This is a genomic window from Streptococcus nidrosiense, from assembly GCF_042140045.1.
Classification (GTDB): Bacteria; Bacillota; Bacilli; order Lactobacillales; family Streptococcaceae; genus Streptococcus; species Streptococcus nidrosiense.
The window spans coordinates 1,278,677-1,303,609 of sequence record NZ_CP152419.1 but is presented as its reverse complement, the minus strand read 5'-3'; the positions used below and the strand labels follow the sequence as shown (position 1 = coordinate 1,303,609).

The following is a 24,933-nucleotide window of genomic DNA, read 5'->3' as shown; positions in this document are numbered from 1 at the left end:
GTCTGACGTATTTTAGTTTACTTATTTTTGTGAAGAGAGAATCTTCTCCAATTTTTGATAATCTTTGACACTGTCAATTTCATAGATAGAGTTTTCTTCCAATTCCTCTACGTAAACATCCAGTTCTTTGATATTATCTTTAACCATGTTGTCCCAATATAGGTCAACAAATTCGCCACTTGCATAGGCCTGGTCTATAAATCCAACAATCTTCTCAGCTGTTGGAGCATCCCAGAACGATACTCCACTCAAGATACGTCCATTCTTGCTATCAACGATGATATCTTGTACTTTATAGTCATCACCATAAACCAAGAACCATTCATTATCACAGTCTTCACGATAAACGCTGAAGTATGTTGAACGCTCGAGGTCATTGCGGAACATATTTTTGAAAAGATAGTTATCCGCATCGATAACGTAGCTGTTAGCCAACTCTTCTTTTACCAAGTAAAGTGAGTAAAAATTATTGTAATCAGCATACTTGTCGTTGAAGACCAAACGAACGCCATACTTCTCTTTAAGGTAGTCGAATTGTTCTTTCAAATAACCTACAACGATGATAATATCATCAATTCCACGTTCTTTTAAAAATTCAATTTGATATTCAACCAAAGGTTTTTGATTAACTTTAACCAAGGCTTTGGGAGTATTTTCTGTCATGGGTCTCAAACGAGTTCCCAAACCAGCTGCTAAGATGATCGCTTTCACGCGCTTTCTCCTTTATTCTTTAATAATAATGTAAACACCAGCCATTACGATAAGTGAAGTAATGATGGTTAGTAAATTAAGGGGCGAACCCAAGAAAATTGCTGCAAACAAAACAGTCCATACTACATAACTGACATTTAGACCAGTTGCCTTTGCTGGTTGCAATCGATTGATAGCAATGTAGTAGGCAAGGTAAGAAATCATATTACATGCTGCAAAAATAATCAATAGACCAAATAATTGTCCATTTGCCACTTCTGCAAACGAGTGATGTGAGAAGAGTACAATAACTAGATAGGACAAGAAGGATGTAACTTGGCGAATCAAAAGGGCTTCTAGTTCACTGAGTTCACTTTCCATAGCAAAAGAGCTTAGAACACTTTCACTTCCCCATGCAAGAGCACAAATCAAGGCGCAAAGAATTCCGATATAGAAGGAATTGACTTGTTCAACCTTGTAAGTCTGAGCAATAATCCCTGCAATGATTAATAAGATTCCAAATACTGTATTCTTAGAAACCTTATGCTTTAAGAAAAAGAAAGCAAGAATGACAGATACTGCAGGATAAATAGCTGAAACAGACGAAGCTAAGGAACTACCTATATATTTGACCGCGTAGAGATTGGCCTGCATACCAATAGGACCCGCTAAAAGTGCTCCGACAATAACACTGACATTTCGAATGTTCAAAAAGATTGAAAAACGTACTTTACCTTCTTTAAATAGAAGATATCCTAGCAAGATAAAAATACTCAGAAAATCGTGTGCTGCTGCTACTACAAAGGGCGATAAATCCGTGAATATTGAAAAGATATAAGCACTAATAGTTAATCCTAATCCCCAGAACACACCTGATAGTAGCCCAAAAGAAACTCCATTTTTAGTTTTCATTTAAATCTCCTTCAGACTCTAATTCTTTTACTGCTCTATTGTAACGAGAGATTCCGTAATCTCCGAAATCTGCACCATTTTCTTCCTTGTAAATAGTCCAAAGACTCCAAATGATGTCTTGCAAGATTTTGTAGATACGAATTTTTTCTCTTGAAACTGGAGTCTTATCGCTCTCGTAATGACTTAAAAAGTCTTCTTCTTCTGCACTGGTAAATTCAGATTCTAGGAAGAGAGCTGCCAAATCCCACATAGGATCATTCATAGATGAATATTCCCAATCAATGAGATAAAGGTGACCATCTGGTCCTTCTATGAAATTTTCAGGAACCAAATCAATATGACACGATTTCTTATCGATACCAATTTTTTCAAGTTGGTCTTTCAGAGAAAATACAGATTTTCTGACAGCTTCATAATTTGGATAAGAAATCTCCCCTTGAATCAAGGATTCATATTTTTTGATTTCCTCAAAAGGAGCAAACTCTCCTTTTAGTTCTTTACCAGAAGCGTGAATGGTTTGTAGAATTGGTGCAATCTTTTCAAATTTGGTTTTAATGATAGTTGAATCAAGTGTCTCAGCATTTTCAATGTATTGATTAACCTTAATTCCTGCTTCAATATCGAAAAGATAATTTTCTACATCTAATTTCAAATCTTTCAACAATTCAAGATTGAACTTCTCATTCTGGCGATCGATTAATTTATCTGTACCTTTTCCGAAAAACTTAACAATATATTGGTTTGAGCTTGTTTTGACCAGGTAGTTTTGATTAGTCATACCACCTAATTGTTCAACACTCAGAATGTCCTCATCAATTAATAGTAAAGAGGTAAGTTTTTCCTTAATGATTTTTTCCACAATCTTCCTCCATTAGACTTCCCACTTAAAGACTGTCTTAAATGCGGTATTTAAGTCAGTTGCAAAAACTCGGTGAATATCTTTGATTTCTCTGACTGGTTCTTCTAAATAAATGATATTTTTCAAACGATTAGCAAATCTCTTAATCTCCATCATTTGGATAGCTTTTTCAAAGTCAATTCGCCCAGAACGTGAAGAACCTACCAGTAACAAACCTTTTTCAAGTGAATCTCGAGTATTGATATTAACCTTATACTCACTTACTCCCATCATCAAAATAGTACCTTGGGGTTTAATATACCGAATCAAATCATTGATAGCTGGTCCGCATCCATCACCACCACAGCATTCGAAACCATGGTCAAAACTTAAATCTTCTGGAATACTGTCCGTAATGTAAAGCTCTTTTGCAAATGAAAAGAGTTCAAGTTTCTCCCAATGACGACCAATAACAATAATCTCTGCTTCAGGCAAGGTATAGTTGATAATATTTGCCATTACAAAGGCTAGACTACCATCACCAATAACTGCAATACGCTGACGTCTGCTATGTGAAACCGTCAAGAAGCGATTCATAGCGTGCATGCCCACACTGACAAACTCAGTAATTGCAGCTACTGTATCTTCGATGTCCTCGTAAGCTACCACACGATCCTTAGGTAAAGAAACAAATTCACGCATAAAGCCATCATAACCACTAGACAAGAAATAAGTTCCTGTCATATAGTTTTCATAAAATTCCTCATCACTCTGCATAGGTGGTTGATTGGGAATCATGACAACCTTCTGGCCAACTTTGTAGGTACCTGTGGGATCAGAAATAACAGTCCCACAAGACTCGTGAATCATAGCCATTGGAAGCTTTTTAGATAATATTTTTGGATCACGTTTTCCTTGATAGTAACGTTGATCTGCATGACAAACCGCCATAAAGTTTGGTCGAATAAGGATATGATTCTCTTGATCAATCTCCTCTTCTTGATATTTGATATTGATAAACTTTGGTTTTGTCAGTTGATAAATTTGATTAATCATGTTTTTAGTCTTTCTCAATCATGCTTTTAGCAATCTTCAAGTCTGTAACTGTTGTGATTTTTAGATTTGAGTATTCACCCTTAGCTAAGGCTACATCTTTGCCCTTAATGACAAAGATCTTACATGCATCTGTTAAAATTTCTTTTTCTTCTGCTGATAAAGAACCATACAAGTCAATAAAGTCTTTACAACGGAAGGTTTGTGGAGTCTGTCCTTGGTAAAGATGTGCACGATTTGGAATATCTGTAATGAACTGACCATTTGTACTTTCAACGATGGTATCAACTGCTTCAACCACGGTATCAACAGCATCATGGTTTTTAGCGAGTTCAATATTGTCTTGAATCATTCGAAGAGTGATGAAAGGACGAACTGAATCATGCGTCACCACAATATCATCTGCTGTCAGTGGACGGTAAGCATCAATAGCTTCAATAATTTTTTCAATACTAGAATTACGATCCGCACCACCTTTGGTGATGATAATACGATCCTTGTGAAGTGGTAGGAATTTTTCAACTAAATCTTCTGCGTGTGTAACCCAGTCACCATGAACTCCAACTACAATCTTTTCAATACTTGGTTCCAAAACAAATTTTTCGATAGTATGAATCAAGATTGGGCGATCGCCCAACTCAAGAAATTGTTTGGGTAAATTACTAATCCCCATGCGCGTGCCAGTTCCACCTGCTAAAATTCCAGCGTAGATCATTTTAATACTCCTTTAGTTTGTTCTAAAAATCTCATTCTTTTCTATTATATCATAATCTAGCACTATCTTAAAAAAATACTAGGTCACTCTAGCTAGAAACTAGTATCAAGAGCATGGATTTAGAAAAATTGAGTTCTAATCTGACATTTCTAGGTCTCGATTAATATAGAGTTCTTTAGAATAGTATAGAAAACTTAAAGAAATCTTAAAATGAATTAAGATAGAAAAAGAGTACTAAAATTAAAAATAGACTTTTCTAGTTAAAATTGTTAAAATAATAGGGAAAATAAAAGAAAAGGAAGCTATATACCACCATGATGAATATGCAAAACATGATGCGTCAAGCTCAAAAACTTCAAAAACAAATGGAGCAAAGTCAGGCTGAACTTGCTGCTACAGAATTCGTTGGAACTTCTGCCCAAAACCTTGTAACTGCTACACTAACAGGGGACAAGAAAGTTACAAAAATTGATTTCAATCCAGCAGTTGTTGACCCAGAAGATATTGAAACTCTTTCAGATATGACAGTTCAAGCAGTCAATGCTGCTCTTGAGCAAATTGATGAAGCAACTAAAAAGAAACTAGGGGCTTTTGCTGGTAAATTACCATTCTAATAGCATAAAAAGAGGCTGAATTGAACATCAGCCTCTTTTGTCTTACCTAGAAAGTAAATATTTCTGCTGCTTTCTTGAGAAGCAAGTCCGTATATTCAGGATCTTCCTGAGCGGTCTCAAGCTCTTCTTTAATTCTTTCTAGATCATCTGTTATCATACCATCAACTCCCAAACGTAGGGACTTATCAAAGGATTCCGAACTATTGATTGTCCATACATAGAGTTTTTGTTTTGTATTCCAAAGCTTGGTTACAAAATATTCATCTAAGGTAGAATATTCCATGGTATAGCCTGTTGCATTCGTTCTTGGAAAAACGGAATTATAGGGAAGAATGAAATAGACTGGAATTTCCTTATCATACTGGGTTACTTTTTCAATAACATGATAATCCAAAGATTGCATCTGATGCCCATAGACTTTGATCTTTGCCCCATATTGATCTAGAAAATGATCCATCATTTGGGCACTATCTTTTCGACTCGTTTTAATTTCGATCAGCAATTTCTGATGAAGGTCATTGGCACGATTTATATAATCATCAAAGCTGGATATTTTGGTCTGATAACCATTATCATAAATATCTAATTGCTTCAACTCATCTAAAGTTAAGTCTTGCGGTGTTACATTTAATCCCGCTAAACTTTTTAGGTTAGCATCATGCATCATGACAAACTGACCATCCTTGGTTTCCTGCACATCCATCTCAACTAAATCTGGTTTTAACTGAGCTGTTTTTTCTAAGGATTCAACTGTATTTTGGACACCATTCCCATTAGAAACTCCTCTGTGAGAGATGACAAGTGGAGGATTGACTACGGGTGCTTCTAGATAAACATAACCCTCAATCGCAAAGAAGACACTGGCGCACCCCATTACACCCCATCTCATGATATGATCTTTCTTTCGTCTTGGCATAATATCCAACTCCTCACCAGTTAAAAAGGAGGTAAACTTAACCAAGAAGTAAGTCAAAGCCATATAGTGGATATTTTTAATCAAAATATAGTTCGAAATAGCAAGAACCAATGATTCTCGATGTGTGAGACCATCTACTAAAAACTGGCCAACCAATAGTGGGATTAGAAGTAAGTAAAAGAAAAGATTCGTTTTGACAAGGATTAGAAAGAGATGCCAAGCGTAAAACCAAAAATGATTCCTGGTTTTTTCTAGACTGTAGACTACAGCATCCTTAACTGTCATCTTGTCATAAAAAATTTTAGGAAGGGCAAACATCACTCTTACTGAGATGTAGAGAAATAGGATGGTTAAGATAAAAATAGATAACCACCACATCCAGTACTTGTCTTCCATATAGGTCTGAATAAATTCAGGTATCACTATTTTATTAAAATAATAAATTTTAAAAATCTTCCTGATAAACGGAAAAATCATAGCAATATATACGAAGATAAACAAGGCCTTGGAAAGAGTCAGACGTTTCATGAAGGCTATACTTTCACGAAAGACCTTGCGACTATACTCAATCAAGGTTCGTTTTTCATGATAGAGAAGGTGTCGAGCCCCAATGAAGAGAAGACTAATTTGAAAATAGGCTACTAAAAGGTTAAGGGCTATTAAGATTAAAAAACCAAAGCTGACTAAAGGCGCATGTTTTAAAATTTCAAAAACATTGTTATAGGAAATAAACAAATAGCCCGTCTGACTTAGTAAAAAGCCTGCTATCAATGAGTTCAATGGCAACCAAATATAATCTACCAGCATGAAGATTAGAAAAAATAGAAAGAGGATTTTATCCAGATTCAAGTAAATCTTTTTAAAACCCAATTTTTTAGGTTTTTCAGGTTTCATAAAACCTCCTAATCAAACAGCTGTGATAAATCTAAACCACCGAAAGGATTAGAGTTTAGACTACTCTTGGAGTCCAGTAAGATTCTACTTTCATCAGATTCTAGAAAAGCTTCATAAACACGCGCAGTCATTCGCGCATCCTCTAAACTGTTATGAGATTGGCCCTTGAATCCTAGAAATTCAGCCACAGTCTGTAACTTGAGATTGGCAATACCATGAAGATCAGAACTACGTCGCTCAAAAGCTTCGTCATAGAGATCGACTAGATATTGGCTACTATAATCCAAACCATGTTCCAATAAAATCGGTAAATCACTCTTGGCTGCATTGTATCCAACAAGGGGTAATTCACCTACAAAATCTTGAAAATTCTTAAGAACTTCCTCCACCATCGGAGCATCTTTCAAGGTTTCAGAAGTGATACCCGTTAAACCGTTTATAAAACTTTTCAATGGTACGTCCGTATGAACATATGAATCGAAAGCTCCAATTTCTTCACCATCTTTAAAACGGACAGCAGATACCTGAATCAAGTGAGTTTTATCTTGGTGTTTATTAAATTCCAAATCAAATGAAATGTAATCTCTTAATTTTTCCATCTTATCCATTCCTTACTGTATGTGTAAAAAGAAACTACTTGGTTATACCTAGAAACCAAGCAGTTTTTTCTTATCCTCCAAATAAGCGAGCAAAGAAGCCTTTCTTCGTTGCTTGTACTTCTTGCTTAGCCTGATCCAACTCCAACTGAAGGTTTTCTTGGTCCTTCATGGCTTGTAGGGTTAACTGTTGTTGTTGATCCAATTGCTTATCTTTTTCTGCGATTTGACGGTCTTTAACACGCATCTGTTCATCTTTCTCAGCTAACTGTTTGTCTTTGGCTTTTAATTGCTCATAAAGACGGATGATTTCAGCGTTCTTTTCATCAACAAGAATCTCCATTAACTCACGTTGCTTCACATCATCACTAACAGGTTCATCTTCAAAAATGGTCTTTTTGTAGATTTCTTCAAGCTTAATCAAGCCACTGCGAGTTACCACAGTGACTCCTTTATCATTTTTAGTCGTATCTTCTTCAGGTAATTCCTTGACACGGTTATTGATTGCTTGGCGGGACAAGCCCAAGACCTCAGCAATCTCACTAACAGTCATCTCAATACTCATAATATCCTCTGAAAGTTTTCTAGCTTTTCTTTATTTAAATATTATCATAAGCAAGCAAAACTGTCAAATATCACCGTGTTTTCAACCCTTTTTCAAAACAATTTCTCTTCTAAACTAAATTGTCTTTCAGCTTTTTTAAACTAAACATCCGTTTGCGATTTTACCACCAGCTCTAATCAATTGAAAACCTTTCTTGGTTTATAAAGAGTATCCCGTTTCTCTAAAATGGCTAATAACTTATCACCTTCAAAGCCAGCCAATTCCTTCTCAGTTTGTTCCAATTCAATAAAGCGACCAAAACGCACTTCTTCTGCCTGTTCTGGGGTCAAATAAACCTTAACTAAGTCACCTGTACCAATCTCTAAGGGATGAAGAAAGTCTAATTCACCAGCTTGAACCTTTTCCTCAATTTCACTCAAGGTCAAAGCATCATCTAACTGTAACCCAGCTGCACTTGTTCGTGTTAAATGAGACATATGAGCTGCATAGCCAAGTTTTTCTCCCAAGTCAACTGACAAGGTACGGATATAAGTCCCTTTGCTACATTTTACACGGAAACTAAATCGAGCCAGATTATTTTCATAGGAAATGGTACTTGTTCGTTCGAAACTATAAATCGTCACCTGACGTTCTGGACGTTCGACTTCCTGACCAGCACGCGCATACTCATAGAGCTTGCGCCCATTGACCTTGACAGCGGAATACATTGGGGGAATCTGAATAATAGATCCAGTCAGACTAGCAATGGCTTCATCGACAAGCTTATCATCCAGTGGAGACAAAACAGGGGTCTCAGCAACCACCTCACCACTAGCATCCTCGGTTGTTGTAGAATATCCCAGAGTAATTTCACCCTCATAGACCTTACCTTCGTCCTGCATAAACTCCACCATACGAGTCGCCTTCCCTACAGCAATGGGTAAAACACCCACCACATCAGGATCCAAGGTCCCACCGTGACCAATCTTCTTAGTTCCTAAAATCTTACGCAGCTTAAAAACTGCATCATGCGAGGTCATCCCCGCTTCTTTTTTTAAATTGATAATACCGTTCATGTCTTGCTTTCTAGTTTATTTAAAATATGTCTTCTTCAAGAATTGTTATGTAATTCTCTTTTGTAGGCAAAGAAAGATTACTTAAACGTTTTGCTTGATTCATAATTATTTTATCAAATACATTTCTTACAAATCTACCATTTGAATTCTTATTCTCAGAATCTTCACTTTGTTTATCAAGATACTTTTTGAGTTTCTCTGCAGCTGATTCTTGTAAAATATAATCTTCGTTCTTACAGTATGATAGAAAAATCTCGAACATTTGATTGACTGTATAATCTTCAAATTCAATAAAATAATTAAATCGTGATTTTAAACCAGGGTTAGATTCAAAAAATTTCTTCATTAGATCATCATATCCTGCTACAATTACAACTAAATCATCACGATAGTCTTCCAAAGCTTTTGTTAGTTCAGTCAGACACTCTCTACCATAACTGTCACTTTTTTCATTTTCTGTGATACTGTATGCTTCATCAATAAATAAAACTCCACCTTTAGCTTTTTGAATTAGTCTTTTAACTTTTAAAGCTGTTTGTCCTTGGTATTCAGCTATTAAGTCCGTTCTAGTCGCTTCAATAAAATGACCTTTACTTAGTATTCCTAGAGAACGATACATATTGCCAACAATTCTAGCAACTGTTGTTTTACCTGTACCTGGATTCCCGAGGAAAGCCATGTGCATCGTTCTATTAGTTTTTTTCAACCCAATCTTTTCTCGGTTCTTCTGAACTTTGTTAAAGATTACTAGGTCTTCTATTTCTTTCTTTACATTTTCTAATCCTATCAGGTTGTTTAATTCATCGGATAGCTCATCAAATGATTTGGTATTGATTTCTTTTAAAATAGCGTACTCACTATCTATAAATCTAGAACCAAGATATTTATACAATAATTCTAAAATACTAGTTTGTCTATCTTTAATCTTAGGAAATCTATCATTATTTGACGAATTACCTAAACGTTTTATAAACTCTAATTCCGAATACTTTTTATTAGAAACAATTTCTTGAAGAACAGTCTCAAATTCATAAGAATTATTTGTTAAGTCATCAAGCTTTTTCACTTCTGATTTTAACAATTTTAAGTAAGTTTCACTAATCATCTACATACCTTTAAACAATAGAAATAATACTATTAAAACAACGGCGATTCCTAGAGTATAGAATCCTTTTTTTAGAAAAACAATCTCCTTTTGCTTTTCTTCTAATTTTTTTTCAAGACCTTCGACAACTAACTTTAGATTATTTCCCTCTGTTATTGATTTGTTATTGATTTCATCAAGGTAATTTTTAAAATTATTTTGTGTTTCTTCAACTTGTAAATGCAAATCGTTAAAACTATTTTCTATTTTCACTAATGATTTTAGCTTCGCTTTTAAACTTTCAATTTCAATTTGAATTTCACTTTGCTTCTCTTCAAGTTGTTCTAACTCTTCTAGCTTTTTATGATGTTTCTTCAATATATCAATTAAATCTTTATTCTGTTTAAAAACATCATCTAATAGTTTTTTATTACCTGTTTGATATTCTTCTATCTCGTGCAATCCTTGTATAGCTTTATTATTTGCCTCTTTGGCTGCAATCAAAGACTTTGAAATGCTTTGAATATACTCATCATCCAATATTTGAAATGTTTCGTAAATGGTATTAAATTCCTGAATAATCTTTTTGATATGCTTGTTTTGTTCAATCATTCTATTTTGAACAGCATCGGTGAGAGAGTTTAAATCCTTACCTTTAACATCATATTCCATACCAATAAATCCTAGCATAGGATCGTCTTGTGGAACAGTCGGTAAATCTGATTGTTCTGGAATTTCTTCACTAAAAGCTTTCAACGCTTCTTTTTTCTCATTAAATCTTTCAGACTTTGCTAAAACCTGAATCTCTAATTCTTCTGACATAACATTCTCCTATAATAAATCGTTTAATGCACTTTGCATTTCTTCAAGTTCACTTTGCTTTTCATCAAAGTACATTTCGTTAGCTAATAATCGCTGTTTGAAATCAATCTTTGAATTAGAAAACTCCTCTTGAACATTACCAAGAAGTTCTCTTAGTTTTTGATGGTTCTTAACCATCTTACTGAATATATCATTTCTCTTAACAGCAACATTTTGCTCGGCAACAAAAATTTGAACATCCTGAATTCTTAGCAATTCGTTCTTCTTAACAGCTTGTTGTTTTTTGTTCTCATCTTGTATTTTTTTTGATATAAAACCATCAAGCCCGTTAATGATTATCGCTCCCAAGATTCCAGTCAGTAAACTTGCTAAGAACATCCCTAAAATATTAGCAATTGTTCCTAGAAGTTTTATTTCAAAAGTCATACCTGGTATCTTATTTAAGAACTGTTCAAAATATTCTCCTAAAAACATTGCTCCTACAGCAACTGAACCAGAAGTAATGATTTTTGAAATGTGAGCTATCTTAATTGCTATAGAATGTGTTTGATTTTCAGGGTTAGATAAATAAGAAATACTTTCTCTGATAGATCCAAATAATTGTTTAATCAAGTTTGGAAGTTTTTGTAATTTCTGGTTAAATGCGCCGATAATTTCTCCAACAATGCTTCCAACAAAACTATCTATACCTACTTTAATAAAATCTTTGATTTTGCCAAAAAATGAATGAAGTGCTTTTTTCATTTCCTCTATAAATATATCAAAAGATTGTTTTTTTGCTTTAAAATACCTCACTAAAGCATTCATAATTTCCTTCAGCATCCCAAATAATGCTGCAACAAACATAGCTTTAACTGCATCTTTACCTGCCTTGTTCGCCATTCTTACAGGAGCTTTTTTTGCTATATTTTTATTGATAGCCTTCTTTGCTTTTTTCTCAATCTTCAGCATCTTCTGTGAATCTGCAGCTAATTTATCGTTTAATCTTTTTTCATTTAAAGCTTTAAGATTTCTTTTTTCGGCATCTGAGATATTCTTCTTATCTATTTTCTCATTGGCTCTTTGAAGTTGATCCCTGAGTTTTTTTTCTCTCGCTTCTCGATTCTTGATATAGTCACTATTAGATTTTGCTCCTTTACTTTTATTAAGGGATTCATTAGTTCCTGCCAAATTTTCTGACTTATTGGCTAAATCAGAAGTTTCAATATCTGCTATTTTTCTCCATGGGTTTTCGAAAATCTGTTTTCGTGGTACGACGTGATCTAGATTAGCTTTATCATTAATTTTTAATGTTTTCCCAGTATATTCATCCTTTAAATTTCCAGATTTTTGCTTTGCTTTCATAGCATTATTTGCATCAGTATACCTTTTATCTTTCATTATTTTAGTAGCCTCTTCCTTTGTATAACCATTAGGATACTTATCATTATACTGTTTAAGAAGCGTGTCACTTGTCATATCTAAACCAATTTGATTCGAAAATTGATTCCAAATTTCATCTAAAATAACATCTCCTAGTTTATCTGGTGAACTAATCTCTTTACATTCTAGTTCTAATTTTTCAAGATTAGAAAACTCTATTGTAAATTGCTGTTCTAGTAGTTCTTCTAATTCGTCATAGTTTAAATTTTCAAACTCATATACTTCTTCACTATTCAATACTAATAATTCATTTTCCACTGCTTTCTACTCTCCCCTTCAACGCTTCAAACTTAGCCTTCATGGTTGGATTTTTTCGGGTTAATTTTTTGACCGAAACATCATCCAGCTTGTTATTAGCCAGTCGGAGTTGGTTTTCTGATGTGGTGAGGAATTTCTTGACCTCTTCCATACGCTTAATGGCTTTATCAATCTCATCGATGGCCTTGCCGAAGTTGACAGAAGCTGAATTGTAATTCTTTGCAAAGGCAACCTTGAAGGCATCCAAGTCTTCCTCGAAATGCGTAATGTCAATATTTTGCTCGCGAACCAAAGCCAATTCCTGCTTGTATTTGAGAGAATTCAGTGCAGCATTGCGCAAGAGACCAATCAACTGAATAAAGAATTGAGGACGAATGACATACATCTTCTCATACTCGTGGCTGACGTCGACAATCCCAGTATTGAAGTAGTCGTTATCTGCTTCAAGCATACTTACCAAAACAGCATACTCACAGTTTTTCTCACGGCGGTCTTTGTCTAATTCCTTGTAAAAGTCTGCATTCTTATGTTTCTTCTCTGTCCCGTCTGCTTCATTTTTCATCTCAAACATGATGGAAATGAATTCTAGTCCATTTTCATCAAAATCACGGAAGATAAAATCGCCCTTAGAACCACGTGCTGAAACCTTGTTGTCCTTCTCAAAGTAGGCATTTGGAAAGGCAAAGCTACGGACCTTGTTAAACTCACTTTCTGCATAGTGTTCCAAACTTTCACCGATTGCCTTGGTTGATTGTTGTGCCTTGAAATTCTTGTAGAATTCAACCTGCTCACTGGCTGCCTTTAGCTGGGCTTCATAATTTTGTTTTACAGAGGCTAGAGACAGCTCATTTTCTTTTTCTTGTAAAAGGAGCTGGTTTTTGACCTGATCACGTTCTTTTTCTAGGTCAGATAGTGTTTTTTGTAATTGATTTTCATGCTCTAAGCGCATGGTAGCCAATTGATTTTCGAGAGCTTGGACTTCTTTTTCCTTCTCTAGCAAGCTTTGACTTGCACTTTGCTCCACTTCTTTCTTAGCCAATTCTTTTTCTGTATTAAAGTTGTTAATTTGACTTTGAAGCTGGGCAATTTCTTGATCTTTTTGAGCCAGTTTTGCCTGTTGTTCATTTAAGGCTTTTTGTTCCACCAATGTCAATTCTTGTTTGATTCGTTCATGCAATTCCTTATCAAACTCTGCAGTGCGAACTTGAGAAAGCAGTTCTGCATATTGGCTTTCATTGACTGTAAATACTTCGCCACAATTGGGACATTTAATCTCGTTCATGTTATTCCTCTAAATTTATCTATTCTACTTTCATTATAGCATGGATAAACAAAAAGAAAAAGTTGGAATGAATCCAACTTTTAATCTACATATGTATCTTCGTTTTTATTTAAGAAGGCGTAAGGTAATCCCATGAGTAGACCACCACCGATAAAGTTACCGATGAAAGTTACACCCCAGTGACGAAGAATATTTCCAATACCGAAGTTTGCGATTGAATCAGCAGCAACACTGAATTTCACAATAGCAAATGATGCAAAGTTTGCGGCGATGTGCTCGTTTGTTAAGAATACAAACATGTAAATGGCTGAAAGAACCAACCAAAGTTTTGCCCCACCATCCTTAACTAAAACGAATGAAAGAATCGCGATATTTACAAAGACATTAGCCAAGATAGCTTCAAGCAAGATAAGTTCATTTGAACGGCCCAACTTCATTTCCACAACTCCAGAAATAAAGCTATCATGGGTAAGGTTTGCATAAGCTGCTGAATGGGCGAATCCCCAACCTGCTATAAGAGCACCGATCAAATTAAAGAGTGTACAGTATAGAAGAATTTCAGCTGTTTTTCTCCAGCTAATTTTTTTCAAAAAGCTACCAGCTGTCAAGAACATCATGTTAGATGTTACTAACTCAGCATTCAAGAAGACAATGTAAGCCAATCCCCAAGCGAAAACAAATGGGAAGAGGAAACGTCCACTACCAGGAGCAATCTTATTAATCAAGTCAGCTCCAACTGCACCAGCTGCTGTACTAAATGTTAAGAATGCACCAGCAAACATTGAACGGATAGCATACTTGAATTTACTTTGACTGTAAAGACTTTCCTTTTTCTTACAAGCAAATTCAATTTTTGAGATAAATTCTGAAGAAACCATATAAACTCCTAAAACTTTTATTTGTGAATATTATAACATAAAATCGAAATTATGGGAAGGCTTTCTTAATTCTATTTACAATATTTTTATCACTTTTAACAATCGTTTCCATTTGCTTAGTATCAATATCTTTAATGTTTTCAACCCTTTATTTTTAAATCTTCTATTCTATATATTTAATATATGTTTTTGTTTAGACCAATATTGAATTTACAAAAAAGTCTCTTTAGTTTTCAGCTAAAATCCATGCACTAATAATATGTTTGAATTTATAGACAGAGAAAATATCGTTTTTATCAAAAGGTTCTTTGAACAAAAAAATCGAGGTCTGGATTTTTAGTCCCGACCTCCTCTATTATTGATTTTCATTATATTTTCAAAAGCTTGTACTAATCAACATAAGTCTCTTCATTTTTATTAAGATAAGCGTATGGTAAGCCTATCAAGAATCCTCCACCAATCAAGTTAGCAATGAAGGTAACACTCCAATGACGTAGGATATTGGGAATATCAAAGTTAGCAATTTGGTCAGAAACAATGCTGAATTTAATAATGCTAAAGGATGAAAAGTTGGCTGCAATATGCTCGTTTGACAAGAAAACAAACATAGAAATAGCTGACAAGATGATCCAGAGTTTGGCATTGCTATCCTTAATCAAAATAGAAGATAGAATGGCAATATTTACGAACATATTTGCTAAAATCCCTTCCAACAAGACCAACTCGCTAGGTCGTGCCAACTTCTTGGCTACAATCTTTGGAAGATAACTGTCGTGTGTCAGGTGTGAAAAAGCCGATGAATTAGCAAAGCACCAACCTGCTAACAGAGCACCAACTAAGTTGAAAAAGGCACAATAGAGCAAAATGATAAAGGCTTTTTTCCAATCAATCTTCTTCAAGAATGTTCCAGCTGTCAGGTACATCATGTTGGAGGTGACCAACTCGGCATTCAAGAAAACGATATAGGCAAGGCCCCATGCAAATACAAAGGGAAATAGGAAATAACCAGCACTTGGAACAATGCTATTGAGTAGATCAGCACCTATGGCCCCAGCGGCTGTACTAAAGGTTAAGAAAGCACCTGCAAACATCGAGCGAATGGCATATTTAAACTTGCTTTGGTCAAATAGACTCTCTTTCTTATGGCAATAATAATCTATCTTCGAAATAAATTCTGACGAACTCATATAAACTCCTTAAAATATAATTGTTAATATTATAACATAAAATATTTTAAGGGGAAATAAATTTATGCCCTTTACATTTGAATGTTTTTAGTGCTAGCAAAAGCTTCAATTTCTTCTGCAGTCAATCCTACCAGCTCTGAAAGCCACAAGCCCACTATATCTGACAAAATAGAATCACAAATATATTCATTCTCACCATGACTATATTTGCAAGTGAATAGAGGAGTTCTTATAGCTGATTGATAAAATTTTAAGGCTAACTCTTGCAGTTTTTCTGGATCAAATTCAAGTCCCAACTCTTGTGCAAGTCCAGTTCTCACTTTATCCCAATCTTCACCTTTTGACTGATAATTTTCTCGTGCTTTGTCGATAAATCCCTGACTGAATTTTACCAACAAATCCTTGTTTTGATAGAGCAAACGACAGGAAAAGTCTGAGATAGAACCAGCATGAAGTAAGAAGGTAAGCAGGTCATCAAGGCTTTCTGCCACTCTCCCAACTTGGCCTTCACTCCCTATAAAGCCGATACTCTCATCCTCAAGAATTACATATTCTCCCCCACTACCGTCTTTAGCAAAGGCTATGGGCGAAAGAGAATAAACTTCATTGTTCTGAGAAAATTCAACCTCTTTCAACTGGTCATAAAAGAGAATATCGCATTCTTGCATCAATAAAATTCTTAGTTGTTTATCTTCTCTTATTACTTGTAGTTGATTCATATTAGCTACTCTCCTGGCTTTGACAATTGTCACAAGTGACAACAATTCAATTTTAGCAATCGACTCTTAATAATAATAATAGATTTTAATATGGCACTTCTTGGCCACATTGTCAAGATTTTTCACTAACTCCTCGTTTCTTTTGCTTTTCCCAAAATGAAAAGTAAAAGATTTTCCATCTTTCCTTGTAAAATACAGATGATACCTGTCCCCATTCATTCTTCTCCCTCGAATGTAATCAATATCAATCTGTCTAATTTCAGCTAGAGAAACAATCCTTTTTCTAAAAAGAATAATCGTGTGAATGTATAATCTTCCCTTTGCAATATGAAAAGGATCCAACATACTCCCACCACTTTTTAAGGATGTCTTAACTCTTTGGAAAAAAAGATAGAAATAAAATAGTGCTAAAAAAATTAACAAAAATCTGATGACCTGATTTTTCCAAAGGACTTCAAAAACCGAAATACGATAACTATACATATTAAAATAATCCCTTTTTTCTTTATTATACCACTTTTGTTGAGAGTCTGGGGCTATAGAAAAATAAGAAAAAGACTGAACAGAGTTCAGACCTTTTTAATAATATTTGATGTGATATCTTTATCTGGTCAAATCAAGACGTTTACCGATTTTTCCGATAAGAATAGCACCAACAATGAGTGAAGCGAATTCTCCGATAGCAGTTGTAAACCAAGTAAAGAAGAAAGGTGCTTCTGCTACGATGTTCAATTCAGCAGCAATGGTGATCATTGAAATCGAAAAAAGAATTGAAAAGAAGAAATGATCTTTACGAATCAATCCATTAAAAAGATAGTCTTTACTATATTTGCTAAACAACCATACGCCTAAACTTAGGAAGACAAGCGTAGAGCCCCCACCAACTGCGACGTCGATGATTCCAAAACTGAAGAAATTTGCAATCATACATCCAAGAGTAACACCGATAATGTACTTAGGATTGTAAAAGGCAAGGAAATTCATCATTTCAGAAATACGGAACTGATAAGCACCGTAACTGATAGCATTAAGGGGTGGTGTGATTGTCAAAACCACATAAATGGCTGCGACAATGGCAATATCTGCCAAATCACGGACAGTTAGTTTTTTCATGTTTTCTCCTTTAGCGATTAACCCGCGTAAAATATGCTTGGTGAAAGAAGCTAAGCACCAAGGGTTGAGCAAGTCAACCTTTCAAGTATAGCACATTTATGTCCTTTATGCTATACTGTTTTTATGAAAAGATACATAAAAAAATTTTTCGACAATGAAATCCTCTCCTACTTATTTTTTGGAGTTGCAACTACACTTGTTTCTATCATTGTTCGTATCACTATTTTTTACTTTTTCCAACAAGAATTATGGGCGACTGCTCTGGGAAATATAGCTGGAATTTTGTTTGCTTTTTTCACCAATGATACCATTGTTTTTAAACAAAAACGAAAAAATTGGTTCAAGCGTCTGATAAAATTTACGACCGCAAGATTCATTACCTTCCTCTTAGACCTGCTTCTAACCTTTATTTTTGTGACGAGTTTCCCCCATATTATCGGTCAGTTTGTAGGTGATAATCTCAATACTATCAATACAATTGAGACTATTTTTGCACAAGTTACTATCATAGTCCTCAATTACATCTTCAGTAAAGTTTTTGTTTTTAAAAAACACTAAGCATATTTCTTGCATTCAACAGATGATTAAGTTATAATTTGGATTGTAAAAATTTCGAAAGGAAAAAGAAAATGTTAAAAGATCTTAAAGAATTTTTACTCCGCGGTAACGTTGTAGACCTTGCTGTCGGTGTGATCATCGCTTCTGCTTTTGGTGCTATCGTTACTTCATTTGTTAATGATATCATCACTCCACTCCTATTGAACCCAGCCTTGGAAGCTGCGAAAGTACAAAACATCGCTGAGCTTGCCTGGAATGGTGTTACATATGGTAAATTCTTGAGTGCTATTATCAACTTCCTAGTTGTTGGTACTGTTCTATTCTTTGTGATTAAAGCAATGGAAAAAGCTCAAAATCTTCGTAAAAAAGAAGAAGTCGCTGAAGAGGCACCTGCTGGTCCAACTGAGTTGGAAGTTCTTCAAGAAATCAAAGCTCTTCTTGAGAAAAAATAATCATATAGAGGATTCGGTTCAATACTGAATCCTTTTTTTATTCACCTTTTGCTAAGCCTAGAAAAAACTTGAGTTCAGCTCTCTTTTTTGATATAATAATTAAAGTTTCCACCCTTAGTGTAATGGATATCACGTAAGATTCCGGTTCTTGAGATGGGGGTTCGATTCCCTCAGGGTGGATAGATGAAAACAAAAAAAGCAACGGCGCCGTTGTTTTTTTTTTGTGTTACCCTTGTCTTTGAATATAGAACATTGATACCAACGAAAGTAAAATAACTCCAAGTCCGATGATTAAAAAGGAAACTAATTGCACACTTGGTAAAAATGTCATTACACCTTTCGCAAGCGGCATAAAGAGAATTGCCAGTGTAAAAATGGTACTCAATACCCTCCCCAGATAGTCTCCATCAACCTTGGTCTGTACCTGAGTAAAGAAGTGAATATTAAAAATTGTCATAAATAATTCACAAACTAGGTTTCCTGAAAAGGTAAGAAAACTAGGCAGTGGCAAGCCCATCATGAAAACTCCTACTCCTGTGAGGATCAATAAGAACAAAAGTGTATTCATGCTCGATTTAAATTTATTTGCTATCAGTGCTCCAATGATTGAGCCAATTGCACCCATGGTTAAGATAGTCGCATAGGCTCCTTCTACACCATAGAGTTTATTTGAAAAAGGGAGCAAAAACTCAAAAGCTGCAAAAAAGAAATTCACACTGGAAGCCACTAACAAGAGAAAGAAAATTTCTTTTTGATGCCTGATATAGTGCAAGCCATCTTTGATATCCGCAAAAATATCTTTCCCAGTGAAACTTTTCTGCCCTTGAACCTTTGGTTCTTCTTTGGGAAGTAAAGCAACTAGGGCAAAAGCAATGAAAAAAGTCAGAGCATCTAGTAAGAGCGTCATATGAAGACTTGCAAATTGTAAAACAAGGAAAGAAAGCACAGGTGAACTAACACCAACAACCTGCAAAACTAACTCTAAGCGAGAGTTATAGGTCACTATCTCGTCTTTCTCAACAACCTCCGTTATAATAGCTTTATTGGCAGTGCGAGAAAATGCAAAGGCAATGGCTTGAACAATATTAGCAAAGATCAAAGCTCCAATCATCCAGCTGTCGTTCCTTATAAAAGAAATGGCCAGACAGAGAATCCCACAAACTAAGTCTGTCGTCATCAAAATCTTGCGTCGAGAAAAACGGTCTGAAATCACTCCACCAAAAGGATTGACTAGAATGGATGTGACGAGTTCAGAAATCTGATAAATTCCTAGAACGGTCTGTCCTATCGTTCCCATTGATGCCAACCAAACACTATTTCCATAATCATAGAGCATATTTCCTAGTTTGTTAATAGCTCCGCGACTAATCAACTGTACTGCATATCGATTCATAAAAACTCCTCTCAAATTTTGAAACTATTGTATCAAAACTTGAAGGAGTTTCTCATTTTTCCCTTATTTGGGAAATTAATTTTTGACAAATTTATCGTAATGTTCCTGATAGTAAGCTACCTGCTCTGGAAGCCCAAGAACATCAAAAATATTCATAGCTTCCTGCATTTGCTTACAACCTTCTTTTTTTTGCCCCTTCTGATAAAGGGCAAAGCCTTTAAGAAAGTGGAAAACATTACGCTCATAGAGTTTGATGCTCTTACCTATGATCTTCTCTATATAAGCTTCAAAGTAGCTGGCATTTTCAAAAGCAAGATGTTCTAAACAATGCTGGTAACAATTAAGAGCTAAAATCAGGACCAGTTTTCGATGGCGTCCAATTTCTTTGTAGAAATATTCACGCTCCATCACTTCTCTACCAAGTCGAGCAACATAGTCAATATCATAGAAGCTATAGAGATTGCCAAAGAGGATCAACTCATACATGGTCCATTCGTCTGTTTGAAAGAGATAATCCGCCACCTTATCCAGATCACTCTGCTTCATAGTGAAGCTAGCATCTCTTTGACAAATCAGACCTTGTAACAAAATCCAGTTCAGCTCAAAATAGAGGGGATTAGTTGAACTCTTAGCCTTTTCAAGTTGTTCTTCTTGAAGTTTTTGAAAACCTTCAATATCATTTGAGTAGTAAAGTGGAATAATCTGAGCCATCAAGCCGACATGCTCATGATGTTGAAAATTTCTAGTCTTATCCATAAAATTCTCAATCGTCACGTGAATATTATCTAATATTTCAAAGAAACGAGATGCAACCAGATCCGACTCGCCCAATTCAAAGCGGGATAATTGGGAGGTCGAACAGGCCTCTCCTGCAGCTTCTTTTAGAGAGTAATTTTTACTGATTCGAAATTCACGAAAGACTTTTCCAAGATTTTCCATCTTACACCTGCTCCGATAATTCTTCCCACTCTAGCATTGCTTCTTCTTGACGCTGGCTAATTTTATCCAGTTCTGCTTGTAATTGCATGAGTTCATCTGCATCATTGGTGGTATGCATTTGTTCAGAGATAGCTTGGGCTTGAGTTTCCAGTTCTTCGATTTCTGTCTCAAGACTTTCAATTTGTCTCATTAACTTACGAAGTTCTTTTTGACTCTCTTTTTGTGCTTGGTAGTCGTTAACTGGAGAAACTTCTTTTTCTTGGTTAATAGCTGCCGCTTCTTCCGCTTGACTAGCTACTAGCTCTGCTTTTTTATCAACATAATAGTCATAATCACCTAGATAAAGAGTTGAGCCATTTTCAGATAATTCTAGAACATGAGTGGCTACACGATTAATAAAGTAACGGTCATGGCTGACAAATAGAAGAGTCCCATCAAAGTCAATCAGAGCATTTTCCAAGACTTCCTTGCTATCGATGTCTAAGTGGTTAGTCGGCTCATCGAGAATCAAGAAGTTGTTGTTTTCCATGGAAAGTTTTGCCAGAAGCAAACGAGCTCGCTCACCACCTGAGAGCATTCCAACTGATTTCTTAACATCATCACCTGAGAAAAGGAAGGCACCAAGTCGATTACGGATTTCAACTTCTGGCGTCAATTTAAAATCATTCCAGAGTTCGTCTAAGACCGTATTGCTCGGTGTCAGTTTGCTCTGAGTCTGGTCATAGTAACCAACCTCAACATTAGCACCAAAGCGCTTTTCACCCTTGATAAAGGGAATCTGGTCCACAATGGATTTTATAAAGGTTGACTTACCAATACCGTTAGGACCAACTATAGCAATGGCGTTCATCTTACGAAGGTCAAGGTTGATGGGTTCTGATAAGATTTCACCATCATAGCCAATAGCAGCATTTTCAACTGTCAAAACGACATTACCAGATACTCTATCAGAATGGAAGGTCATATTAGCTGATTTCTTGCCAGCTTCAGGCTTGTCCAAACGCTCCATTTTCTCCAGTTGCTTGCGACGAGATTGCGCTCGTTTGGTTGTCGATGCTCGAACAAGATTTCGATTGACAAAGTCTTCTAAGGCAGCAATTTCCTTCTGTTGTTTTTCGTAGTTTTTTGCCTCAGTTGCGAGCTTCTGCTCCTTCTGCTCCACAAAGCTCGAGTAGTTTCCTACATATCTGTCCAAAGAATGTTTTGTTAAGTCGAGTGTTATGGTCGCAACCTTATCGAGGAAATACCGGTCGTGACTGACGATAATGAGGGCACCGCTATAGTTTACAAGGTAGTTTTCTAACCAGGCAATGGTTTCAATATCTAGGTGGTTAGTCGGCTCATCCAAAACCAAGAGATTAGGCTTTTCAAGTAGCATTTTGGCAAGGGCTAAACGAGTATTTTGACCACCAGATAACTCTGCAATTTTCATCTGCCACATAGACTCGTCAAACTTGAAACCATTTAAGATAGCACGGATATCAGCTTCGTATGTAAATCCCCCAGCCTGACGAAAATTTTCTGATAGGCGATCATAATCTGACATGAGTTTATCAAGTTCTGCTCCAGTCTTTTCCCCCATCTCCAACTCCATCTGGCGAAGTTGTCTTTCAGTACGACGCAAGTCATCAAATACATGTAGCATTTCATCGTAAATAGTATTCTCAGACTCAAAGCGACTATCCTGTGCTAGATATGAGAGGGAAATATCTTTTTTCTTATTGATTTCACCAGTGGTTGGCTCCTCTTCTCCAACCAATATCTTGAGCAAAGTAGACTTCCCAGCACCATTTTTTCCAACGAGGGCAATACGGTCTCTTTCATCTACTTGTAGGTTTATATTATCAAAAAGAACCTCTCCTGCAAATGAACGTTCAATTTTATTAGCTTGTAAAATAATCATACAGTTAGTATAGCATGTTTCGGTAAGCCGTTCAAGACTTGTGGTTTAGCTCTATTCATAACTTTTCAGAAACTCATGCTAACGTTTTACTAAAACTTCAAATCGTGGTATAATGTAAGCGATTAGATTATATATTAAAGGAGATTTCCTATGGCTTACCAAGAAAACTACCAAAAATGGCTTGATTTCGCAGAACTTCCAGATTACCTTCGTCAAGATTTGGAAAACATGGACGAGAAAACTAAAGAAGACGCATTCTATACCAATCTTGAATTTGGTACTGCTGGTATGCGTGAACTGATTGGTGCTGGTACTAACCGCATTAATATCTACGTTGTTCGTCAAGCAACCGAAGGTTTGGCTCGTTTGATTGAGTCAAAAGGTGGAAACGAAAAAGAACGTGGTGTAGCCATCGCTTATGATAGCCGTCACTTCTCTCCAGAATTTGCCTTTGAATCTGCAGCAGTTCTTGCTAAACACGGTATTAAATCTTATGTTTTTGAAAGTCTCCGTCCAACACCAGAACTTTCATTTGCTGTTCGTCACCTCAACTGCTTCGCAGGTATCATGATTACTGCTAGCCACAACCCTGCTCCATTTAATGGTTACAAGGTTTACGGAGAAGACGGTGGTCAAATGCCTCCACACGATGCTGATGCTTTGACAACTTACATCCGTGCTATCGAAAATCCATTTGCTGTTGAAGTTGCTGATGTAGAAGCTGAAAAAGCATCTGGTTTGATTGAAGTTATTGGCGAAGCAGTCGATACCGAATACCTCAAAGAAGTGAAAGATGTGAACATCAACCCAGCTTTGATTGAAGAGTTTGGTAAGGACATGAAGATTGTCTACACTCCTCTTCACGGTACTGGTGAAATGTTGGCTCGTCGTGCTCTTGCTCAAGCAGGATTTGACTCCGTTCAAGTCGTTGAAGCTCAAGCAACTCCAGACCCAGACTTCTCAACTGTTAAATCTCCAAACCCAGAAAACCAAGCAGCCTTTGCTCTTGCAGAAGAACTTGGTCGCCAAGTAGGGGCTGATGTTCTTGTTGCAACTGACCCTGACGCTGACCGTGTTGGTGTTGAAGTCCTTCAAAAAGACGGAAGCTACCTTAACCTTTCAGGTAACCAAATCGGTGCCATCATGGCTAAGTACATCTTGGAAGCTCACAAAAATGCTGGGACACTTCCAGAAAATGCAGCCCTTTGCAAATCTATCGTATCAACTGACTTGGTAACGAAGATTGCTGAAAGTTACGGCGCAACTATGTTCAACGTCTTGACTGGTTTCAAATTTATCGCTGAAAAAATCCAAGAATTCGAAGAAAAACACAATCACACTTACATGATGGGATTTGAAGAAAGCTTCGGTTACTTGATTAAACCATTCGTGCGTGATAAAGACGCTATCCAAGCTGTTCTTGTTGTTGCTGAACTTGCAGCTTACTACCGTTCACGTGGTTTGACTCTTGCAGATGGTATCGAAGAAATCTACAAAGAGTACGGCTACTATGCTGAAAAGACAATCTCTGTTACCCTCTCTGGTGTTGACGGTGCTGAACAAATCAAAGCAATTATGGCTAAATTCCGCAACAATGCACCAAAAGAATGGAATGCAACAACTATCACTGTCGTTGAAGACTTTAAAGCACAAACATCTACTGCCGCTGATGGAACAGTTACAGCTTTAACTACTCCTCCAAGTGATGTATTGAAATACACACTTGCTGATGGATCATGGATTGCAGTTCGCCCTTCAGGTACTGAACCAAAAATCAAGTTCTACATTGCAGTTGTTGGTGAAAGCAACGAAGATTCACAAGCTAAGATTGCTAACATCGAAGCTGAAATCAATGCCTTTGTAAAATAAAAAACTATTTAAAGGTCGGGAAAAATCCTGACCTTTATTTTTGCTAGTAAAGATGAAATGATATCTGACTGAAATTTTTATCTCATTTAACTGGAACGCTCAATCCTTACAGCACAAGGATTAGTAAATCGACACTTGGTCTACTGGTTTCTGTCCAACAATCTAATTTCGTATCAAATCTAAGCAATTTTAGAAACTTTATGGCA

General features: G+C 36.0%; 24 protein-coding genes, 1 tRNA gene and 1 riboswitch. Of the genes, 5 read left to right on the top strand and 20 right to left on the bottom strand.

From position 1 onward, the window contains the following. Positions 1-21: 21 nt before the first annotated feature. From AAFQ93_RS06205 to AAFQ93_RS06185, 5 genes are read right to left on the bottom strand one after another with little or no spacing between them, the layout of a single operon-like run. The gene (locus AAFQ93_RS06205; RefSeq protein ID WP_223140917.1) at positions 22-711 is read right to left on the bottom strand and encodes a sugar phosphate nucleotidyltransferase; all 690 of its coding nucleotides are present in this window, start codon (positions 709-711) and stop codon (positions 22-24) included. Positions 712-723: 12 nt separating this feature from the next. After that, positions 724-1,602 carry a DMT family transporter gene (locus AAFQ93_RS06200; protein ID WP_223140916.1) on the bottom strand — a complete coding sequence of 293 codons (879 nt, stop codon included), beginning with the start codon at positions 1,600-1,602 and terminating at the stop codon, positions 724-726. Continuing rightward, on the bottom strand, positions 1,592-2,461 hold the full coding sequence (locus AAFQ93_RS06195; RefSeq protein WP_375554938.1) for a phosphotransferase: 870 nt from the start codon (positions 2,459-2,461) through the stop codon (positions 1,592-1,594). Before AAFQ93_RS06195 ends, AAFQ93_RS06200 begins: the two co-directional genes overlap by 11 nt. Before the next feature lie 12 nt (positions 2,462-2,473). Continuing rightward, the gene (locus AAFQ93_RS06190; protein WP_223140914.1) at positions 2,474-3,496 is read right to left on the bottom strand and encodes a ribitol-5-phosphate dehydrogenase; all 1,023 of its coding nucleotides are present in this window, start codon (positions 3,494-3,496) and stop codon (positions 2,474-2,476) included. 4 nt (positions 3,497-3,500) lie between these two features. After that, the gene (locus AAFQ93_RS06185) at positions 3,501-4,208 is read right to left on the bottom strand and encodes a 2-C-methyl-D-erythritol 4-phosphate cytidylyltransferase (protein WP_223140913.1); all 708 of its coding nucleotides are present in this window, start codon (positions 4,206-4,208) and stop codon (positions 3,501-3,503) included. A 314-nt stretch (positions 4,209-4,522) separates the two neighbouring features. On the opposite strand from AAFQ93_RS06185, the gene AAFQ93_RS06180 reads away from it, so the two are divergent. Then, entirely contained in the window at positions 4,523-4,822 is a 300-nt protein-coding gene (locus tag AAFQ93_RS06180) for a YbaB/EbfC family nucleoid-associated protein (RefSeq protein ID WP_000981533.1), read from the top strand. A 46-nt stretch (positions 4,823-4,868) separates the two neighbouring features. Here AAFQ93_RS06180 and AAFQ93_RS06175 read toward each other — a convergent pair whose 3' ends face one another. The 12 genes from AAFQ93_RS06175 to AAFQ93_RS06120 form a co-directional block, all read right to left on the bottom strand. Beyond that, the gene (locus AAFQ93_RS06175; protein WP_223140912.1) at positions 4,869-6,632 is read right to left on the bottom strand and encodes a glycerophosphodiester phosphodiesterase; all 1,764 of its coding nucleotides are present in this window, start codon (positions 6,630-6,632) and stop codon (positions 4,869-4,871) included. 8 nt (positions 6,633-6,640) lie between these two features. After that, complete coding sequence (locus AAFQ93_RS06170; RefSeq protein ID WP_223140911.1) at positions 6,641-7,231, bottom strand: 3'-5' exonuclease; 591 nt, start codon at positions 7,229-7,231, stop codon at positions 6,641-6,643. Between the two features lie 70 nt (positions 7,232-7,301). Continuing rightward, on the bottom strand, positions 7,302-7,793 hold the full coding sequence (gene rocS, locus AAFQ93_RS06165) for a chromosome segregation protein RocS (protein WP_000021254.1): 492 nt from the start codon (positions 7,791-7,793) through the stop codon (positions 7,302-7,304). A gap of 176 nt (positions 7,794-7,969) precedes the next feature. Then, a complete protein-coding gene (gene truB, locus AAFQ93_RS06160; RefSeq protein ID WP_375554937.1) occupies positions 7,970-8,848 on the bottom strand; it encodes a tRNA pseudouridine(55) synthase TruB in 879 nt (292 codons plus the stop codon). Positions 8,849-8,867: 19 nt separating this feature from the next. Continuing rightward, positions 8,868-9,953: an AAA family ATPase gene (locus tag AAFQ93_RS06155; RefSeq protein WP_375554936.1), complete on the bottom strand. Its 1,086-nt coding sequence runs from the start codon at positions 9,951-9,953 to the stop codon at positions 8,868-8,870. Next, complete coding sequence (locus tag AAFQ93_RS06150) at positions 9,954-10,754, bottom strand: hypothetical protein (protein WP_375554935.1); 801 nt, start codon at positions 10,752-10,754, stop codon at positions 9,954-9,956. Positions 10,755-10,763: 9 nt separating this feature from the next. After that, positions 10,764-12,434 (bottom strand): hypothetical protein, encoded by a 1,671-nt coding sequence (locus AAFQ93_RS06145; protein ID WP_375554934.1) that lies wholly within the window; start codon positions 12,432-12,434, stop codon positions 10,764-10,766. Then, a complete protein-coding gene (locus AAFQ93_RS06140) occupies positions 12,424-13,716 on the bottom strand; it encodes a DUF2130 domain-containing protein (protein WP_375554933.1) in 1,293 nt (430 codons plus the stop codon). The genes AAFQ93_RS06145 and AAFQ93_RS06140 overlap by 11 nt, the downstream gene beginning before the upstream one ends. Positions 13,717-13,796: 80 nt before the next feature. After that, positions 13,797-14,594, bottom strand: coding sequence for a formate/nitrite transporter family protein (locus tag AAFQ93_RS06135; RefSeq protein WP_060955659.1), 798 nt, complete (start codon positions 14,592-14,594; stop codon positions 13,797-13,799). Positions 14,595-14,983: 389 nt separating this feature from the next. Then, positions 14,984-15,781 (bottom strand): formate/nitrite transporter family protein, encoded by a 798-nt coding sequence (locus AAFQ93_RS06130; RefSeq protein WP_375554932.1) that lies wholly within the window; start codon positions 15,779-15,781, stop codon positions 14,984-14,986. A 71-nt stretch (positions 15,782-15,852) separates the two neighbouring features. Continuing rightward, complete coding sequence (locus AAFQ93_RS06125; protein WP_375554931.1) at positions 15,853-16,500, bottom strand: hypothetical protein; 648 nt, start codon at positions 16,498-16,500, stop codon at positions 15,853-15,855. 603 nt (positions 16,501-17,103) lie between these two features. Next, entirely contained in the window at positions 17,104-17,613 is a 510-nt protein-coding gene (locus AAFQ93_RS06120; RefSeq protein WP_375554930.1) for a QueT transporter family protein, read from the bottom strand. Further along, positions 17,611-17,708: riboswitch (PreQ1 riboswitch) on the bottom strand. Its footprint overlaps the gene before it by 3 nt. 28 nt (positions 17,709-17,736) lie before the next feature. On the opposite strand from AAFQ93_RS06120, the gene AAFQ93_RS06115 reads away from it, so the two are divergent. The 3 genes from AAFQ93_RS06115 (at position 17,737) to AAFQ93_RS06105 (ending at position 18,803) form a co-directional block, all read left to right on the top strand. Beyond that, positions 17,737-18,171 carry a GtrA family protein gene (locus AAFQ93_RS06115; protein WP_049526581.1) on the top strand — a complete coding sequence of 145 codons (435 nt, stop codon included), beginning with the start codon at positions 17,737-17,739 and terminating at the stop codon, positions 18,169-18,171. Between the two features lie 71 nt (positions 18,172-18,242). Next, positions 18,243-18,623, top strand: a complete 381-nt coding sequence (mscL, locus tag AAFQ93_RS06110; protein WP_049502776.1) for a large conductance mechanosensitive channel protein MscL — start codon at positions 18,243-18,245, stop codon at positions 18,621-18,623. A gap of 108 nt (positions 18,624-18,731) precedes the next feature. Beyond that, positions 18,732-18,803 (top strand) — tRNA-Arg (locus AAFQ93_RS06105). Positions 18,804-18,849: 46 nt separating this feature from the next. Here the strand turns inward: AAFQ93_RS06105 and AAFQ93_RS06100 are convergent. The 3 genes from AAFQ93_RS06100 to AAFQ93_RS06090 form a co-directional block, all read right to left on the bottom strand. Then, on the bottom strand, positions 18,850-20,016 hold the full coding sequence (locus tag AAFQ93_RS06100; protein ID WP_375554929.1) for an MFS transporter: 1,167 nt from the start codon (positions 20,014-20,016) through the stop codon (positions 18,850-18,852). 75 nt (positions 20,017-20,091) lie between these two features. Then, on the bottom strand, positions 20,092-20,955 hold the full coding sequence (locus AAFQ93_RS06095; protein ID WP_375554928.1) for an XRE/MutR family transcriptional regulator: 864 nt from the start codon (positions 20,953-20,955) through the stop codon (positions 20,092-20,094). A 1-nt stretch (position 20,956) separates the two neighbouring features. Beyond that, positions 20,957-22,858, bottom strand: coding sequence for an ABC-F family ATP-binding cassette domain-containing protein (locus tag AAFQ93_RS06090; protein WP_375554927.1), 1,902 nt, complete (start codon positions 22,856-22,858; stop codon positions 20,957-20,959). A 150-nt stretch (positions 22,859-23,008) separates the two neighbouring features. Here AAFQ93_RS06090 and AAFQ93_RS06085 point away from each other — a divergent pair, with 150 nt between their 5' ends. Continuing rightward, positions 23,009-24,727, top strand: a complete 1,719-nt coding sequence (locus AAFQ93_RS06085) for a phospho-sugar mutase (RefSeq protein WP_375554926.1) — start codon at positions 23,009-23,011, stop codon at positions 24,725-24,727. Positions 24,728-24,933: the final 206 nt, after the last annotated feature.

What these genes read in the sequence shown, in the direction of transcription:
- AAFQ93_RS06200 (WP_223140916.1), bottom strand. Translation starts at nt 1,602, where the DNA reads ATGAAAACTAAAAATGGAGTTTCTTTTGGGCTACTATCAGGTGTGTTC.
- AAFQ93_RS06190 (WP_223140914.1), bottom strand. Translation starts at nt 3,496, where the DNA reads ATGATTAATCAAATTTATCAACTGACAAAACCAAAGTTTATCAATATC.
- AAFQ93_RS06185 (WP_223140913.1), bottom strand. Translation starts at nt 4,208, where the DNA reads ATGATCTACGCTGGAATTTTAGCAGGTGGAACTGGCACGCGCATGGGG.
- AAFQ93_RS06180 (WP_000981533.1), top strand. Translation starts at nt 4,523, where the DNA reads ATGATGAATATGCAAAACATGATGCGTCAAGCTCAAAAACTTCAAAAA.
- AAFQ93_RS06175 (WP_223140912.1), bottom strand. Translation starts at nt 6,632, where the DNA reads ATGAAACCTGAAAAACCTAAAAAATTGGGTTTTAAAAAGATTTACTTG.
- AAFQ93_RS06170 (WP_223140911.1), bottom strand. Translation starts at nt 7,231, where the DNA reads ATGGAAAAATTAAGAGATTACATTTCATTTGATTTGGAATTTAATAAA.
- rocS (WP_000021254.1), bottom strand. Translation starts at nt 7,793, where the DNA reads ATGAGTATTGAGATGACTGTTAGTGAGATTGCTGAGGTCTTGGGCTTG.
- truB (WP_375554937.1), bottom strand. Translation starts at nt 8,848, where the DNA reads ATGAACGGTATTATCAATTTAAAAAAAGAAGCGGGGATGACCTCGCAT.
- AAFQ93_RS06155 (WP_375554936.1), bottom strand. Translation starts at nt 9,953, where the DNA reads ATGATTAGTGAAACTTACTTAAAATTGTTAAAATCAGAAGTGAAAAAG.
- AAFQ93_RS06150 (WP_375554935.1), bottom strand. Translation starts at nt 10,754, where the DNA reads ATGTCAGAAGAATTAGAGATTCAGGTTTTAGCAAAGTCTGAAAGATTT.
- AAFQ93_RS06140 (WP_375554933.1), bottom strand. Translation starts at nt 13,716, where the DNA reads ATGAACGAGATTAAATGTCCCAATTGTGGCGAAGTATTTACAGTCAAT.
- AAFQ93_RS06135 (WP_060955659.1), bottom strand. Translation starts at nt 14,594, where the DNA reads ATGGTTTCTTCAGAATTTATCTCAAAAATTGAATTTGCTTGTAAGAAA.
- AAFQ93_RS06130 (WP_375554932.1), bottom strand. Translation starts at nt 15,781, where the DNA reads ATGAGTTCGTCAGAATTTATTTCGAAGATAGATTATTATTGCCATAAG.
- AAFQ93_RS06125 (WP_375554931.1), bottom strand. Translation starts at nt 16,500, where the DNA reads ATGAATCAACTACAAGTAATAAGAGAAGATAAACAACTAAGAATTTTA.
- AAFQ93_RS06120 (WP_375554930.1), bottom strand. Translation starts at nt 17,613, where the DNA reads ATGAAAAAACTAACTGTCCGTGATTTGGCAGATATTGCCATTGTCGCA.
- AAFQ93_RS06115 (WP_049526581.1), top strand. Translation starts at nt 17,737, where the DNA reads ATGAAAAGATACATAAAAAAATTTTTCGACAATGAAATCCTCTCCTAC.
- mscL (WP_049502776.1), top strand. Translation starts at nt 18,243, where the DNA reads ATGTTAAAAGATCTTAAAGAATTTTTACTCCGCGGTAACGTTGTAGAC.
- AAFQ93_RS06100 (WP_375554929.1), bottom strand. Translation starts at nt 20,016, where the DNA reads ATGAATCGATATGCAGTACAGTTGATTAGTCGCGGAGCTATTAACAAA.
- AAFQ93_RS06095 (WP_375554928.1), bottom strand. Translation starts at nt 20,955, where the DNA reads ATGGAAAATCTTGGAAAAGTCTTTCGTGAATTTCGAATCAGTAAAAAT.
- AAFQ93_RS06090 (WP_375554927.1), bottom strand. Translation starts at nt 22,858, where the DNA reads ATGATTATTTTACAAGCTAATAAAATTGAACGTTCATTTGCAGGAGAG.
- AAFQ93_RS06085 (WP_375554926.1), top strand. Translation starts at nt 23,009, where the DNA reads ATGGCTTACCAAGAAAACTACCAAAAATGGCTTGATTTCGCAGAACTT.